Below are 15,358 nucleotides of genomic sequence, written 5' to 3' on the forward strand. Positions count from 1 at the left end.
CCGGTTTTCACCGGGGGCTTTTTCGTTAACGGGCGAAATTACTTCGCTTTACCCTGGTTTGCCACGGCGGCCGCTTTTGCAGCGATCTCGTCGGCGTTACCCAGGTAGTAACGTTTGGTTGGCTTGAAGTTCTCGTCGAACTCATACACCAACGGCACGCCGGTTGGGATGTTCAGCTCGAGGATTTCGTCTTCGCTCAGGTTATCCAGGTATTTCACCAGCGCGCGCAGCGAGTTGCCGTGCGCCGCAACGATCACGCGCTCGCCGCTCTTGATGCGTGGCAGGATCTCTTCGTCCCAGTAAGGAATCACGCGATCGATGGTCAGCGCCAGGCTTTCGGTCAGCGGCAGCTCTTGCTCGGTCAGCGAGGCGTAGCGCGGATCGTGGCCAGGGTAGCGTTCGTCTTCTTTGGTCAGCTCAGGTGGGGTCACCGCGAAGCCGCGACGCCATTGTTTCACCTGCTCGTCGCCGTATTTTTCAGCGGTTTCCGCTTTGTTCAGACCCTGCAGCGCGCCGTAATGACGTTCGTTCAGCTTCCAGGATTTTTCGGTCGGCAACCAGGCCTGATCCAGCTCGTCGAGGATGTTCCACAGGGTGTGGATCGCGCGCTTCAGTACGGAGGTGTAAGCGAAGTCGAAAGTGAACCCTTCTTCTTTCAACAGCTTGCCTGCTGCTTTCGCTTCGGTACGGCCCTTGTCGGACAGATCGACATCATACCAACCGGTGAAGCGGTTTTCTTGGTTCCACTGGCTTTCGCCGTGACGCACCAGAACCAGCTTAGTTACAGCCATAGCTTAACTCCTTAATAATCTGACATTTCAATGATAACGAAAATCATTATATTGCCGCGGGCCGGGGCTCGGCAATCGATAGTGTCTAACCATAGCCAATTTCTTGCCGCAAAGTAAGGGCTGGCGAAAGGAAAAAGCTGAATCGTTCAGGCTGGCGCTGCGAGGGGGAAACGGCGCGCCGAAATCGCTTCGCGCGCGCCGTGGCGTGGGGCAAATCAGGCCGATTTTTTCAGGCAGCTGCTCATGAAGGTTTTACGCGCGTCGCCCTTCAGATTCTTGGTCTTGGCGTCGGCGTTGCAGGTTTTCATTTTCTGCTGCTGCGGCGTCAGGGTTTTGCCCGTCGCGGCGGCGCCTTCAGATTTCAGGCAGGTGCTCATAAAGGTGGAGCGATCCGCGCCTTTCAGCGACTTGGTGGATGCCTGTTGGTTGCAATCGGTCATGCGTTTCTGTTGGGCCGCCTGCGCCGGCGAAGGCGTTTTTGTCGCCGTCGTCGCGTCGGCCGCCATCAGATTGGTGCTCAGCATTAAGCCCGCCAGCAATGGAAGTGCAGTAATCAGACGCATAGGTGTTCCTTCAGCTATTGATTGGCCGCCATCGGCCGAAAATTGTGACGTTGCACAAGGCGTTGTGCTTATCACGGTAGCCTGAGTGTAGTGCGCGCTTTGGAATAAGGAAAGGTGGGCGCCGGCGGGGGAATAGCGCTAAAAGGTAAGCATTTATAACAAATCGCCCCCGGCCGCGCGGCGAGGGGCGTGGCGGGTCAGATAGGATAAAACTGATAATGCGTGGCGCTGCGGTAGCGGCTCCCCGGCTGCAGCCAACAGTCCGGCTGTGGCCATTCGGGATGGTGCGGGCTGTCCGGCAAAAACTCGCTTTCCAGCGCCACGCCGGCGTGGTTGGCATAGCTGCCGCCGTCGCGCGCCGGCGTGCCGGCCAGATAATTGCCGCTGTAGAGTTGCAGTGCGGGCGCGTCGGTGAACACGCTCATCTGCACTTGCCCGTCGGCGGACCATAAATGGGCCGCCGGGCACTCCAGCGCGCCGCAGGTGCGGTGCAGCAGAAAAGCATGATCGTAGCCTTTTACCCGCTGCTGGTCGCGGTCGCGCAGAAAATCCTGCAGCAGCGTTTTCGGCTGGCGGAAATCCATGCCGCTGCCGTCCACCGGCGTCAGCCCGGCACAGGGAATGCCCTCGGCGTCGACGGGCAGATAGCGATCGGCGAACAGCTGCAGCCGCTGGGCGCGGGCGTCGGTGCCGGCACCGTCCAGATTGAAATAGGCGTGGTTGGTCAGGTTGACCGGGCAGGGGCGATCGACCTGCGCCAGATAGCTGATTTCCACGCGATTGTCGGCGGTCAGGCGGTAGCAGACCTGCACGTCGAGATTGCCCGGGAAACCCTGATCGCCCTCCGCCGAGTGCAGCGCATAGCAGACCTGCTGCGCATCGTGCTGTACCCGGCGCCAGCGGCGGGCATGGAAGCCGTCGGGGCCGCCGTGCAGCTGGTGGGCGCCCTGATTGGCGGCCAGCGCATGGGGTTTCCCGTCGATGGGCAGACTGGCGTTGGCGATGCGGTTGGCGTAACGGCCGACGGTGGCGCCCAGATAGGCGCCCTGACGTTGGTAGTCCGCCGGGCTGCGGCAGCCGAGAAGCAGCTCGCGGCTTTCACCGGATTTGAGCGGCAAGACGGCGGACAGCCAGGTGGCGCCCCAGTCCATCAGCGTGACCGTCATGCCGCCGGCGTTTTGCAGCTGCGTCAGCTGATAAGGTTGCCCATCGGGGGCGAGTGCCGCCGTTGCCGTCAGCATAGGCCGGCGCCTTGCGAAGCCTGGCAGACATAGAAGGTTTCCCGCAATCCGCCGGTTTGCCGCGGATACTCGTGCGCCACGGCGGCACGCACCGTCTCCACGAGATCCTGCGGTATCAGCGCGACGATGCAGCCACCAAAGCCGCCGCCGGTCATGCGCACGCCGCCGCGTGGGCCGATCGTCGCTTTGACGATCTCGACCAGCTTATCGATCGGCGGCACGGTGATTTCAAAGTCGTCGCGCATCGAGGCGTGCGACTCCGCCATCAGCCGGCCCATGCGCTGCAGATCGCCGGCCGCCAGCGCCTCGGCCGCTGCCAGCGTGCGGGCGTTCTCGCTGATCACATGGCGCGCGCGTTTGGCTACTAACGGATCGAGCTGGTGTTGACGCGCCTCAAACTGTTCGGGGCTGACGTCGCGCAGCGCCTTGACGCCGAAGAACCGCGCCGCTTCCTCGCACTGTTTGCGGCGGGTGTTGTATTCGCTGTCCACCAGTCCGCGTTGCACATTGGAGTTGACGATCACCACCGCGACGTTGTCCGGCATCGGTACCGCACGGGTTTCCAGCGAGCGGCAGTCGATCAGCAGAGCGCTGTCGCGCCGGCCGAGCGCGGAGATCAGCTGGTCCATGATACCGCAGTTGCAGCCGACGAATTGGTTCTCCGCCTCCTGGCCGTTCAGCGCCAGCGCTACGCCGTCCAGCGGCAGCTGATAGAGCGCCTGCAGCGCCTGGCCCACCGCCACTTCCAGTGCGGCGGAGGAGCTGAGCCCCGCCCCTTGCGGCACATTCCCGGCGATCACCAGATCCGCACCGCCGAAGTCGGCGCTGCGACGCTGAAGGTGCTTCACCACGCCGCGCACATAGTCGGACCAGCGCTGATCGGGGTGGCTGACGATCGGATCGTCGAGCGAGAATTGATCCTGCTGATTCTGATAATCGGCGGCGAGGACGCGGATCTGGCGGTCGTCGCGCTTGGCGCAGGCGATGACGGTTTGATAATCGATGGCGCAGGGCAGTACGAAGCCGTCGTTGTAATCGGTATGCTCGCCGATCAGGTTCACCCGCCCCGGCGCCTGGATGGTCAACGCCGGCGCGTAGCCGAAGTGTTCGGTAAACAGGGAATGGGTAAGCGGTTTCAGGCTCATGCTTGGGCTCCGGCTTCACGGTAATGAATATCGCTGACGGCGCGCAGACGCGCTGCGGCCTGTTCGGCGGTCAGGTCGCGCTGGGTTTCCGCCAGCATCTCGTAACCGACCATAAATTTGCGCACGCTGGCTGAACGCAGCAGCGGCGGGTAGAAATGGGCGTGCAGCTGCCAGTGTCGGTTGTCGGCACCGTTGAACGGCGCACCGTGCCATCCCATCGAATAGGGGAAGGAGCACTGGAACAGGTTGTCGTAGCGGCTGGTCAGCTTCTTCAGCGCCAGCGCCAGATCTTGGCTTTGCGCCGCGCCGAGATCGGTAATGCGCTGCACCGCCGCTTTCGGCAGCAGCAGCGTTTCAAACGGCCAGGCGGCCCAGTAGGGCACCACCGCCAGCCAGTGTTCGGTGTTCACCACGATGCGTTCGCCGGTGGCCAGCTCGCGCTGCGCGTAGTCCAGCAGCAGCGGGGAGGCATGTTCCTGAAAATACTCGTGCTGCAGGCGATCTTCGCGCTCGGCCTCGTTCGGCAGAAAACTGTTGGCCCAGACCTGCCCGTGCGGGTGCGGGTTGGAGCAGCCCATCGCCGCGCCTTTGTTTTCGAACAGCTGTACCCAGGGGTACTGCCTGCCCAGCTCATCGGTTTGCGCCTGCCAGGCGGCGACCACCTGCTCCAGCGCCGGCAGCGTCAATTCGGGCAGGGTCTTGCTGTGATCGGGAGAGAAGCAGATCACCCGGCTGACGCCGCGCGCGCTCTGGCTGCGCATCAAAGGATCCTGGCTGTCGGGCGCCGGCGGCGTATCGCTCATCAGCGCGGCGAAATCGTTGGTGAAGACGTAGGTGCCGCGATAATCCGGATTGCGATCGCCGGTGACGCGCGCGTTGCCCGGGCACAGGAAACAGTCGGGATCGTGCGCCGGCAGCGTTTCCGTGGGGACGGCCTCTTGTTGGCCCTGCCAGGGGCGCTTGGCGCGGTGCGGTGAGACCAGCACCCATTGGCCGCTCAGCGGGTTATAGCGGCGGTGTGGATGATCGATAGGGTTAAATGCCGTCATACGGTTCCTTTCTTGGCGTCGACGAGGTGTAATCGCTTTCAGCCGCCGTCTTGATACGCCCGTTGCTGAAAAGGGAGAGTACATTGCGCAAAAAGATAGCATGCTCGCGGCGATAAAAAGGTGATCTAACGCGAAAAATGGAATCGTTTACACTTCATTGAAAAGCGCCGGATGCGCGGAGATGAGCCGGTGGCTACGTGCTTGAGGGGATTGCGGTGAGCTGCCGGTGATAGCGTTTTCACCTGGTCAACCGGCAGAGAGAGGCTCTCTGCCGGCGTCAGCCGTCAGGGGTGCTGATACAGCGGGTAGGTGAAGAACAGCAGATGGGTCAGGTTAAGCCCGAAATGGAACAGAATCGGCACCCACAGGCGGCCGCTCCACATCCATGCCAGGCCGTAGATCACGCCGGCCAGCGTCGCGAAGATCACCATCAGCATGCCGCCGGCCAAATGCGCGGCGCCGAACATCAGGGCGGCGACGATCAGCGCCGGCCAGGCCCCCAGCCATTGGCTGAGGCGCTGTTGCAGGTAGCCGCGAAACAGCGCTTCTTCGGCCATGCAGACGAAGAACAGGTTCGCCATCACGAACGGCAGGATCCAGGCGGGCGCATGCAGTTCGATTTTTAAACCGCCCAGCGCCACGGCCAGCAGCAACAGCGCCGGTACGCTGATGATCAATGCAATCCAGGAACTCGAGGCGACGCTTTTTTCCGCTTTATCGGTTCTGAACAGCGTGGGCAAGCAGGCGAACAGCAGGAAGGGCACCATCGCCTTGTCGAAGTTGTAATACATGGTGAACGGCGCGCTGAGCGGGCCGGCTTTGTCGCCGTCGATCATCAGCTGGTTGTGGATGCCCGGCACCAGATGCAAGAACAGCGCGATGCAGCCGGCGACCACCAAGCCTTCGAACGCGATCGCCAGATTACGCTGCTCGCGAAAATGGTGACGCAGCCCCGCCAACGCTACGATCGCCAGCAGATAACTCAGGCTGAGCGGCGTCAGTACCCCATGATAAAGCCCCATGCCCGCCGAGGCGGCCAGGATCACCCAGGCTATCAGCCGATTAAACGGCAAGAAAAATAACGAAGCAGCCAGTACGCCCCACATAATATGTCCCTTTAAAATATGTACACGGCGCTCAGCGCCTTTGCGGCGTGCGATGATGGCGAAATTGAGCGCTAAAGCGGATAGTAGCACACCCAAATGACGCTAAAGGTCGGGGCAGTGACGGATTTGTGCATGATGCCGGCCCATACGACCGGCGACAACGCGGGTCAGCCTTTCATCCAGGCCTGCGAGCGGGTGATTTCGGCCAGGTTTTGCAGGGTGTCCAGGCTCTGCTGGTGGATCTCCTGCGTGGGGGCCGCGCACAGGTCGTGCAGCACGGTCACCTGAAAGCCGGCGTCGTGCGCCTGACGCGCGGTGCTCTCGATGGCGAGCGGCGTGCTGACGCCCGCCAGCAGCAGATGATGGCACCGATGCTGCCGTAGCCAGGCTAACAAATTGTTACCGGAGAAGGCGCTTACCGCCGTTTTTTCAAACAGCAGATCGGTCTCTTCCTGATGCAGTTCGGGCATCCAGCGGCAGCCCGGGCTGTTAAGCCGCAGCGCGCCTATCTGTTTCAAATGGTTGAACAGCGGCGAGTGGGGGGGAATATCATGATAATCGTCGGCGAATCCCACCCGCACCCAAATCACCGGGATTTTTCGCACCCGGGCGTAGGCCGCGGCGGCATTGACGTTGGCGAGCAGGTGGGTCGCCACCACCTGTTCGCGGCAGTGGTTGGCGCGCCCTTTGGGCCCGATCAGATCCTCGATCAGGTCGATAATAATCAACGCAGCGGACATGGCGTCTCCAGAAAATGGCCTTCTTTCTTTCTATGATAAAAGGCCAAATGTGATGTGCTGCGGTGAAGTGTTGCCGGATATGTTTACGCCGCGCTTCAGGCGGAGGCCGCCTCCAGCCGTTGCTGTTGGTAGCCGTAGCCGCCCTCGCCGTCGGGCATGAAGCTGAGGCGGTGAGTGATGCACTGCGGCGCGTCTTCGGCATGGTGCGAGACGAACAGCAGCTGGGTGGCGCCCTGGCCGATCAGCACGTCGATGAAGCGACGCACCAGCTGGCGATTGAGCGGATCCAGCCCTTGCAGCGGCTCGTCGAGGATCAGCAGCGCCGGATGTTTCACCAGCGCGCGGGCGATCAGCGCCAGCCGCTGTTGGCCCCAGGAAAGGCTGTGGAACGGGGCATCGCCGCGCGCGCCGTCGAGTCCGAGCAGCGCCAGCCATTGTTCGGTCAGCTGCCGCTGACGATCCGAGACCGCCTGATAAATGCCGATCGAATCGAAGAACCCCGACAGCACCACGTTGCGCACGCTGGTGTTGACGCGATAGTCCAGATGCAGGCTGCTGCTGACGTAGCCGATATGGCGCTTGATCTCCCAGATGGTTTCCCCGCTACCGCGGCGGCGGCCGAACAGCGTCAGATCGTTGCTGTAGCCCTGCGGATGATCGCCGGTGATCAAACTGAGCAGCGTGGATTTGCCGGCGCCGTTCGGGCCGACGATCTGCCAATGTTCGCCGGGGTTAACCTGCCAGTCGAGATGATTGAGGATCGGCCGATCGTTATAGCTGACCACGCCGTCGCGCAGGACGATCAGCGGCCGATCCGCCGGCAGCGTCACCTTTTGCGTCGGATCCTCGGTCTCCGGCAGCGCCAGCCCGCTGAGGTTTTCGCTGTGCGCCAGCTGCGCCACCAGCGCGTCCGCCATCACCTGGCGGCGCGGCCCGCGGCTGGTCAGGGTGCAGTCCGCCAGCACGCCCACCTGCCGGACAAAATCCGGTATTTCGTCGAACCGGTTGAGCACCAGCACCACGGTTTGGCCCTGGGCGGAAAGCTCGCTCAGCAATGCGGCGAGCTGCGCGCGCGAGTGAACGTCCAGCCCGTCGAAGGGCTCGTCGAGGATCAGCAGGTCAGGCTCGGGCATCAGCGCCCGGCACAGCAGGGTTTTACGCGTTTCGCCGGTGGAGAGGTATTTGAAGCGGCGCGTCAGCAGGGCGGTGATGCCGAACTGCGCGGCCAGCCGCTCACAGCGCGCGGCGTCTTTCACCTCTTCCTGAATGATTTCCGCTGCGGTGCGGCCGGTGTCGTCCTCGTCCGCGCTGAGCAGATCGGTGTTGTTGCGTTGCCACTCGTCGCTGACCATTTTTTGCAGCTGTTCGAAGGAGATGCGCACCGCGTGCTGAAAATCGCTGCGGCGTTCACCGCTCAGCAGAACCAGTTCGTCCGCCAGCGCGCGCGCCAGGGCAGATTTGCCGCTGCCGTTGGCGCCGACGAAGGCCCAGCTGTCGCCGGCCTGGATTTCCAGCGCGTCCAGCGTCAGGGTGCGGGTATCGCTTAAGCGGAATGAACCTTGCGAAATGTGCAACGACGACATCACCTGTTCCTTTTTTTGCAATTATTTGCCTTAGAAATAGGCGCATTGCAGGGGGATGTCAATCAACAAAAACGCAACGTCACGTTGCGCTTAACACAACGTGGCGACAATCACGCGATCGGCGTTGAACAGGGCGTGTACGGCGGCACCGACGCTCAGCTGCAGACGCTGCAACTCCGCCGTCGCCAGGGTGGCGCACAGGGTTTCGCCGCCCGCCAGCGTCACCAGCACCTCGCTGTGTTCAGCGCCTGGCTGAATGCCGGCCACCACGCCCGCCAGCGCGTTATCTGCGCCGGTATGCTCCGCCGTATCGACGCTTAACCGCACCCAGGGCGCCTTGATCAGCGCCAGCACCTCTTTACCCGGCGTCAGCTGCAGCCGGTCGGCGCTTTGTTGGGTGACGGCCGCCATCAGGCGAGTGGTGCCGTCGTTCAACAAAATCGCCAGGTGCTGCTGCACCTGCTGATGATCGCGTTCGATGACGGTGCCGAAGAACTGATTGCGCGCGCTGGTTTGCAGCGAGAAGCGCGAGATGGCCGCCAGCAGGCTGTCGAGCGGCAGATCGTCCTGCTGCAACACGTCGAAAGCTTTTTGCTGCACCTGGCCCAGCAGGTCATACAGCTGGATCAACCGCTGGCCATAGTGCGTCAGCTGCGCGCCGCCGCCGCCTTTACCGCCGGTGGCGCGTTCCACCACCGTTTGTTCCGCCAGCTGGTTCATTTCATTGATGGCGTCCCAGGCGCTTTTATAGCTGATGCCCGCCAGTTTGGCGCCCTGGCTGATGGAGCCGGTGTGCTGCACCTGTTTCAGCAGCGCGATGCGGCGCGGATCGGCGAACAGCTTTTGCTGGAGTTTGAGAGTCAGAAGAATTTCGGCCTGCATAGCGCATCCTGTCGGCGGCAAAAATCTTATTGTCGCCGATTTGGCGGCAAAGCGCCAAACGCAGTGCGGTGGAGCGCGGGGCAATAAAGACTGGCATTGCCTTGTTGTTATAATATAACATAACAGAAAAACGATAAGGCTTTACGCCGGCTTACGGCCGGTTTTTATTTCACCACAGGGATGCTCCACATGAGTACGACACGCCGGCGTCTTGTCACGCCCAGAAAATCTTTATGCCTTGCCGCTTGGGTCGGCGGCGCACTGACGGCGCCGCTGGCTTTCGCTGCCGACTGCGATAAAGCCCGCAATGCCACGGGGTGCGAAGAACAGCTCACCGTGGAGGCGGCGGCCCCCGCCGGGCGCTACGATGCGTTGAGCGCCGTGAGCCGCAGCGCTTCGCAGCTCGGGCTGACCGCTCGGGAAACGCCGCGCAGCGTCGATATCATCAGCGCAAGAGCGATCCAACAGCGGGGCGACCGCTCGCTGGCCGCCGCCGTCGAGCATGCCACCGGTCTGTCCGGCGTCGCTTCGCCAACGTTGTCCAATAACTTTTCCGCGCGCGGTTTCCGGCCTATCGCCTGGTTGTATAACGGCGTGGAGATGCCCGGCAGCACGCTGCAGCTGAGCGATCCGGCGCATTACGACAGCATCGAGGTACTGCGCGGGCCGGGATCGGCCTTGAACGGCCTGAGCGCCGCGGGCGGCAGCGTCAACCTGATCTCGCGGCGGCCGACCTTCAGCCGCCAGCCGCTCGAGCTCGATTATGGCTTCGGCAGCTACCGCAGCCAGCGTCTGCATCTGGGGGCCGGCGGCGCGCTGGTGGACGATGCGGTGGCGTACCGGTTGGACGTCAGCGGCAACGACAGCGGCAGCAACGTGCAGTATGAACGCGATCGGCAGAAGCGGGTTTCCGGCTCGCTGCTGTTTAAGCTGACGGACGATGCGCTGTTGACGCTAAGCCTGGACCGCATGCTCAATCGCACCAACAACCCTTACTACGGCACGCCGCTGCTGGACGGGCGCATTGCCGGCGAGCTGCGCGACATCAATTACAACAACCTGACCGACAGCCGCATCCAGAGCAACGCCACCGCATTTCAGGCCAGCCTGGACTGGTTTATGACGCCCGAAGTGGAATGGCATAACCAATTCTATTACTACAGCGGCTTTCGCGAATGGCGTAACGTCGAGCGCTTCCGCGTCGCGGCGGCGGCCCGGCCCGGCGACGTCAACCGCGACTCTTTCGGTGCCCTGGCGCACGACGACGATCTGATCGGCAACCGCAGTTCGCTGGTATTTGACCGCGCCATCGCCGGTTTCGATAACCGGTTGCTGGTCGGCCTCGATCTGAGCAAGCGGCATTTTCAGTATTACTCCAACGGTTTCCCCGGTTCGGAAGATGTACCGCTTGGCGCGCCGCCCCGAGAGCCGTTCGCCCAGGGTACCGACCGCCAACGCGCGCCGGTGCGCCACGTCACCCAGAACCAGTACGCCGCCTTTCTCGAGGATCGCTTCAGCCTGACCGAGCGTTTAGCGTTGCTGGGCCAGTTGCGCTACAACCATATGAACATGGACTGGCGCTTCCAGGGGCCGCAGGAAGAGAGCCGCGCGCACACCTACGTTTTCAGCACCTGGAGCCTGGGCCCCAGCTATGCATTGACCGACAACCTCACGCTCTACGCCAACTACACCACCGGCCAGGAGCCGGGCAACGATCTGTTCTTCCTCAGCCCAACGCAGACCGATCTGCCGCTGACGCGAGCGCGCCAGTGGGAGGCCGGCGCCAAAGGGCAGTTCTGGGGGAACAAGGGCGAGGCGACGCTGGCGCTGTACGAACTGCGCAAGGACAACCTGTTTGTGCCCGACGCGCAGCGGCCGGATGCGTTGAACGCGGTAGGCAGACAGACGTCGCGCGGCATCGAGCTTGGCGTGGTGCTGCGTCCCGACGAGCGCTGGGAGCTGGCCGGCAACGCCGCCTACACGCATGCCCGCTATGACGACTATCGCGGCGGCAGCCCGCTGCGCAGCTATAACGGCAATCGCCCGGCCTATATCCCGGACTGGACCGCCAACCTCAGCGTGCATTATCAGGCGACGGCGCGCCTGGGGCTGGCTTCTTCGCTGCGCTACGTCGGCAGCAGCTACAACGACGACGCCAACCGGCGCAAAATGCGCGCGTACACCACGCTCGATCTGGCGGCGGATTATCAGCTGACGCCGATCGTCGATGTTGGTTTCCGCATTCGCAACGCCACCAACCAGCTGTACGCCTATCAGCGTACTTACCCGGACCAGGCGCTGATCGCGCCGCCGCGCAGCTATGAAACCTTCGTGTCGGTCAGGTTCTGACGGCGTGAAAGGCTGGCTTGCCCTGCTGTTGTGCGCCCTGGGATTGGGCGGCAGCGCGCCGCTGCGTGCCGATGCCGTCAGCCTGCAAAATTGCGGGGTAACGCGCGATTACCCGCAGCCGCCGCAGCGGGTGCTGGTTTACGCCAACCCGGCGTTGGAAAACCTGCTGGCGCTAGAGCTGGCTGGCCGTGCGATCGGCGTGGTCGGGTATGACCGCGCGCGCGATCCCGCGCCGACGGCGCCGGCCGAGACATTGCAGGCGCCCACCAGCCCGGCGCCGCCCACGGCGGAAGCATTGCTGCTGATGCGGCCGGATTTTGTCTATTCGGCTAGCTATTACTGGCTGCACAGCCCGGAAACGCCCGATCGGGCGCGGCTGGCAGAATGGGGCATCGGCACTTATCTCTCTCCCGGCGCCTGCAGCGGCCAGCAAAGCGCGATCGCCGCCGCGCTGACGTTCGAAGACATTTTCACCGAGCTGCGGGAGCTGGCGCGCATTTTCAACGTCAGCCGCGCCGGTGAAGCGCTGATCGCGCGGCTGCGCGGGCAGCTGAGGGCGTTTGAGGCGCAGCGCGCGCCGCTGCCGCATTTACGTCTGCTGTGGTGGTATGCCGGCGCGCAAACGCCCTACGTGGCGGGCTGCTGCGGCGCGCCAGGTTTGCTGAGCCGCAGCGTCGGCAGCGAGAACCTGTTCGGCGATCGGCCCGAGCTGTGGCCGACGGTGTCCTGGGAGGTTATCGCCGCCCGCGATCCGGATGCGATCGTGCTTGGCGATCTGCCGCGCGGCGGCCTCGGCGACAGCGCGGCCGACAAAATCGCCTTTCTGGAACATCACCCGCTGACCGCGACGCTGCGCGCCGTGCGTCAGCGGCGCTACGTGATCCTCCCCGGTTACGACATGGACCCTTCCGCCCGCACCGTGGCGGCGCTGGGCCGTTTGATTCGGGGCCTGGCGGCCTTGCCGCCGCAGGCGCCGACTTTTTCCAACAAGGAACCTTGATATGACTGCCGTTTCATTCTCTTCGCTGCTGGACTCCTGGGATCGCCAGCAGGCGGCCTACATCGCCGAACGGGAAGCGCGTTTTAACGCCCAGCTGGAGGTGCTGGCGCTGGCCGCCGGCCAGGATTTTCACGTGGTGGATCTGGCCTGCGGCCCGGGATCGCTGAGCCTGCGCATTTTGCAGCGCTTTCCGCAGGCCAGGGTGACCGCCATCGATCTCGATCCGCTGTTGCTGGCGGTGGCACGCGGTGCGCTGGCGGAGTACGGCGATCGGATCCGCATTCTGCAGGCCGATCTGGCGGATCCGGCCTGTTTTGCCGCGCTGTCCGGCCCCGCGCCACAGGCGGCGGTATCCAGCACGGCGCTGCACTGGCTGATGCCCGAGCAGCAGCTGGCGCTGTACCGCAACGTTGCCGGGCTGCTGGCCGACGGCGGCGTGTTCCTGAACGCCGATCATCAGCGCTATGACCAGCGTCAGCCGCGGCTGAAAGCGTTGGCGGAGCGGCACGACGAGCAGACCCAACAGCGCGCCTGGGACAACGGCGTCGAGGATTGGGATCGCTGGTTTGCGGGCGCGCTGCAATCGCCGACGCTGGCCGCTTATCAGGCCGAGCGTGAAGCGCTGTTCGCCGGCCGCCCGGTGCCGCCGCCGACGCCGGTGGATTTCCAGCTCGCGGCGCTTAGACAAGCCGGTTTCAGCGAGGCGGGGACGGTGTGGCAGCTGTTGGACGACTATGTGATCGCAGGCTGGAAATAGCATGATCCGGCGGTTACTGCCCGGCCGTGAGGCCGGCTGGCTGCTGTTGCTGGCGGCGGCGTTGCCGCTGGTCCTGCTGGGCGCCACCTTGTCGGGGCCTGCGCCGATCGCGTGGCACGATGCCTGGCGCATCGTATTCGGCGTCAGCGGCAGCGCGGCGACCGACGCCGAGGTGTATCAGCGCATCATCTGGTCGCTGCGGATGCCGCGCGCGCTGTTGGCGGCGCTGGCCGGCGCCGGGCTGGCGTTGGCGGGCACCGTGCTGCAGTCGCTGACCCGCAACCCGCTGGCCGATCCCTGGGTGCTGGGCATCTCCTCCGGCGCCGGCGTGGGGGCGGTAACGGTATTGGTATTGGGGCTGGGGGGCGGCCTGCTGTCGGTGTCCGGCGGCGCGTTTATCGGCGCGCTGGGAGCATTTGCGTTGGTGATGCTGCTGGCCGGGCGTTCGCTGCAGGGGGAGTCCACGCTGTTTATTCTGGCCGGGGTGGCGGTGACGCAGCTGCTTTCTGCGTTGACTTCGCTGATCACCCTCTGGCAGGCGGACGCCAACGCCACGCGCGGCGTGATGTTCTGGCTGCTGGGATCGTTCAGCGACGCGCGCTGGCCGCAGGTCGGGCTGTGCGGGCTGGCGCTGGCGGCGGCGCTGCTGCTTTGTTGGCTGCGGGCGGGTGAGCTGGACGCGCTGGCGTTCGGCGGCGTGACCGCCGCTTCGCTGGGGGTGGCGGTGGCTCCGCTGAAGCTGCTGCTGTATGTGGTGACCACCGCGCTGACGGCGGCGATCGTCGCGTTCAGCGGCGCGGTGGGATTTATCGGGCTGACGGTGCCGCATGTCGCCCGGCGGCTGGTCGGCTCGCGGCATCGGCTGCTGTTGCCGGCCAGCGCGCTGTGCGGCGCGCTGTTCGCCGTGGCGGCGGACACGCTGGCCAGAACGCTGTTTGCCCCGCGCGAGCTGCCGGTCGGCGTGCTGACGGCGCTGTTGGGGGTGCCGGTATTCCTGCTGTTGCTGTATCGGAAGGTCAATGCATGACGATTGAAAAAGCGCGATCCGGCCTGCGCGCCGAAGCGGTGAGCTGGCGAGCGGGCGAACGCACGGTGCTGGAAAATCTGGATTTCTGCGCCTTGCCCGGTGAGGTCACCGGCGTGCTCGGCGTCAACGGCAGCGGTAAATCCACGTTGCTCAAGCTGCTGGCCGGGTTGCAGCCTGCCGCCGGGGGCCACGTTTGGCTGGAAGGGCGCGAAATTACTGCGTTTTCCGGGCGGGAGCGCGCCAGGCGCATCGCCTTTCTCGAGCAATCCGCCCCCGGTGCCTTCGCGCTGCCGGTGAAGGAGGCGGTGCTGCTGGGGCGCTTGGCCCATATCGGCCGCTGGCGCGGTTTCGGCCCCGAAGATCGCCGTCTCGCCGGGCAGGCGATGGAGCAAGTGGGCATCAGCCACCTGGCCGATCGCGATTGGCAGCGGCTGTCCGGCGGCGAACGGCAGCGGGTGCACCTGGCACGCGCGTTGGCGCAGCAAACGCCGTGGCTGCTGCTGGATGAGCCCGCCAACCATCTGGATATCGCCCATCAGCAGCAATTTATGGCCTTGCTGCGGCGGCTGAAGCTCAGCGTGGTGGTGACGCTGCACGATCTGAATCTGGCCGCCTGCTATTGCGATCGGGTGGCGCTGCTGCAGCGGGGCAGGGTCTGTGCGGCGGGTGCGCCGCGGCAGGCGCTGACGCCGGAGAACATTCGCGCGGTGTACGGGGTGGAGGCCCGGCTGGCGGCGCCCGCCGGCTATGCGCCGCCGCTGATCTATTACCCCGCACCGGCATGAGCCCGGTGGAAAGGGCACGTTTAGCCGATCACAATTTCGCCCCGCTGGCTAAAATAACTCCGGTTTTACCGATTTTTTGGGTTAGAATAACCCGATATGCGGTGAAAGGCATTTGCCGCTCAATGGGCAGTTAAGCGAGGCTATCATGTTGGAATTATTGAAAAGTCTGTTGTTTGCCGTGGTCATGGTGCCGGTGGTCATGGCGCTGATCCTCGGCCTGATCTACGGTTTTGGCGAAGTATTCAACGTCTTCTCCAAAGTGGGCCGTTCGAAAGAAAATCGCACCCAGCACTGACCGTTCCCCATCCCGATACCCGCCGGCATCGCCCGGCGGGCATTC

15 protein-coding genes are annotated in these 15,358 nt (G+C 63.9%); 6 read left to right on the forward strand and 9 right to left on the reverse strand.

The genetic code is table 11. The features are described 5' to 3' along the window. Positions 1-38: 38 nt before the first annotated feature. From gpmA to modE, 9 genes are all read right to left on the reverse strand, one after another. On the reverse strand, positions 39-791 hold the full coding sequence (gene gpmA, locus V8N38_RS06145) for a 2,3-diphosphoglycerate-dependent phosphoglycerate mutase (protein ID WP_004939834.1): 753 nt from the start codon (positions 789-791) through the stop codon (positions 39-41). A gap of 215 nt (positions 792-1,006) precedes the next feature. Continuing rightward, entirely contained in the window at positions 1,007-1,354 is a 348-nt protein-coding gene (locus V8N38_RS06150) for a PsiF family protein (RefSeq protein ID WP_048232954.1), read from the reverse strand. A 197-nt stretch (positions 1,355-1,551) separates the two neighbouring features. Continuing rightward, a complete protein-coding gene (galM, locus tag V8N38_RS06155) occupies positions 1,552-2,595 on the reverse strand; it encodes a galactose-1-epimerase (protein ID WP_147839625.1) in 1,044 nt (347 codons plus the stop codon). Continuing rightward, positions 2,589-3,740: a galactokinase gene (gene galK / locus V8N38_RS06160; RefSeq protein WP_147839624.1), complete on the reverse strand. Its 1,152-nt coding sequence runs from the start codon at positions 3,738-3,740 to the stop codon at positions 2,589-2,591. The genes galM and galK overlap by 7 nt, the downstream gene beginning before the upstream one ends. Next, positions 3,737-4,789, reverse strand: a complete 1,053-nt coding sequence (galT, locus tag V8N38_RS06165; protein ID WP_060440499.1) for a galactose-1-phosphate uridylyltransferase — start codon at positions 4,787-4,789, stop codon at positions 3,737-3,739. Before galT ends, galK begins: the two co-directional genes overlap by 4 nt. 284 nt (positions 4,790-5,073) lie before the next feature. After that, entirely contained in the window at positions 5,074-5,895 is an 822-nt protein-coding gene (locus V8N38_RS06170; RefSeq protein ID WP_147839623.1) for a CPBP family intramembrane glutamic endopeptidase, read from the reverse strand. A gap of 167 nt (positions 5,896-6,062) precedes the next feature. Then, positions 6,063-6,635: a cysteine hydrolase family protein gene (locus V8N38_RS06175; RefSeq protein WP_060423670.1), complete on the reverse strand. Its 573-nt coding sequence runs from the start codon at positions 6,633-6,635 to the stop codon at positions 6,063-6,065. A 95-nt stretch (positions 6,636-6,730) separates the two neighbouring features. Continuing rightward, entirely contained in the window at positions 6,731-8,218 is a 1,488-nt protein-coding gene (gene modF / locus V8N38_RS06180; RefSeq protein ID WP_147839622.1) for a molybdate ABC transporter ATP-binding protein ModF, read from the reverse strand. A 90-nt stretch (positions 8,219-8,308) separates the two neighbouring features. Then, entirely contained in the window at positions 8,309-9,100 is a 792-nt protein-coding gene (gene modE, locus V8N38_RS06185) for a molybdenum-dependent transcriptional regulator (RefSeq protein ID WP_070914092.1), read from the reverse strand. A 189-nt stretch (positions 9,101-9,289) separates the two neighbouring features. On the opposite strand from modE, the gene V8N38_RS06190 reads away from it, so the two are divergent. The 6 genes from V8N38_RS06190 (at position 9,290) to V8N38_RS06215 (ending at position 15,313) form a co-directional block, all read left to right on the forward strand. Next, the gene (locus V8N38_RS06190) at positions 9,290-11,449 is read left to right on the forward strand and encodes a TonB-dependent siderophore receptor (protein WP_147839621.1); all 2,160 of its coding nucleotides are present in this window, start codon (positions 9,290-9,292) and stop codon (positions 11,447-11,449) included. A gap of 4 nt (positions 11,450-11,453) precedes the next feature. Beyond that, on the forward strand, positions 11,454-12,449 hold the full coding sequence (locus V8N38_RS06195) for an ABC transporter substrate-binding protein (protein ID WP_244951298.1): 996 nt from the start codon (positions 11,454-11,456) through the stop codon (positions 12,447-12,449). Position 12,450: 1 nt separating this feature from the next. Beyond that, positions 12,451-13,206, forward strand: coding sequence for a class I SAM-dependent methyltransferase (locus tag V8N38_RS06200; protein ID WP_060440495.1), 756 nt, complete (start codon positions 12,451-12,453; stop codon positions 13,204-13,206). Position 13,207: 1 nt separating this feature from the next. Beyond that, positions 13,208-14,233, forward strand: a complete 1,026-nt coding sequence (locus V8N38_RS06205; protein WP_060451378.1) for a FecCD family ABC transporter permease — start codon at positions 13,208-13,210, stop codon at positions 14,231-14,233. Beyond that, a complete protein-coding gene (locus tag V8N38_RS06210) occupies positions 14,230-15,018 on the forward strand; it encodes an ABC transporter ATP-binding protein (RefSeq protein WP_033642222.1) in 789 nt (262 codons plus the stop codon). Before V8N38_RS06205 ends, V8N38_RS06210 begins: the two co-directional genes overlap by 4 nt. 145 nt (positions 15,019-15,163) lie before the next feature. Then, positions 15,164-15,313 (forward strand): AcrZ family multidrug efflux pump-associated protein, encoded by a 150-nt coding sequence (locus V8N38_RS06215; protein WP_004939813.1) that lies wholly within the window; start codon positions 15,164-15,166, stop codon positions 15,311-15,313. Positions 15,314-15,358: the final 45 nt, after the last annotated feature.

Source organism: Serratia nevei (assembly GCF_037948395.1).
Classification (GTDB): domain Bacteria; phylum Pseudomonadota; class Gammaproteobacteria; order Enterobacterales; family Enterobacteriaceae; genus Serratia; species Serratia nevei.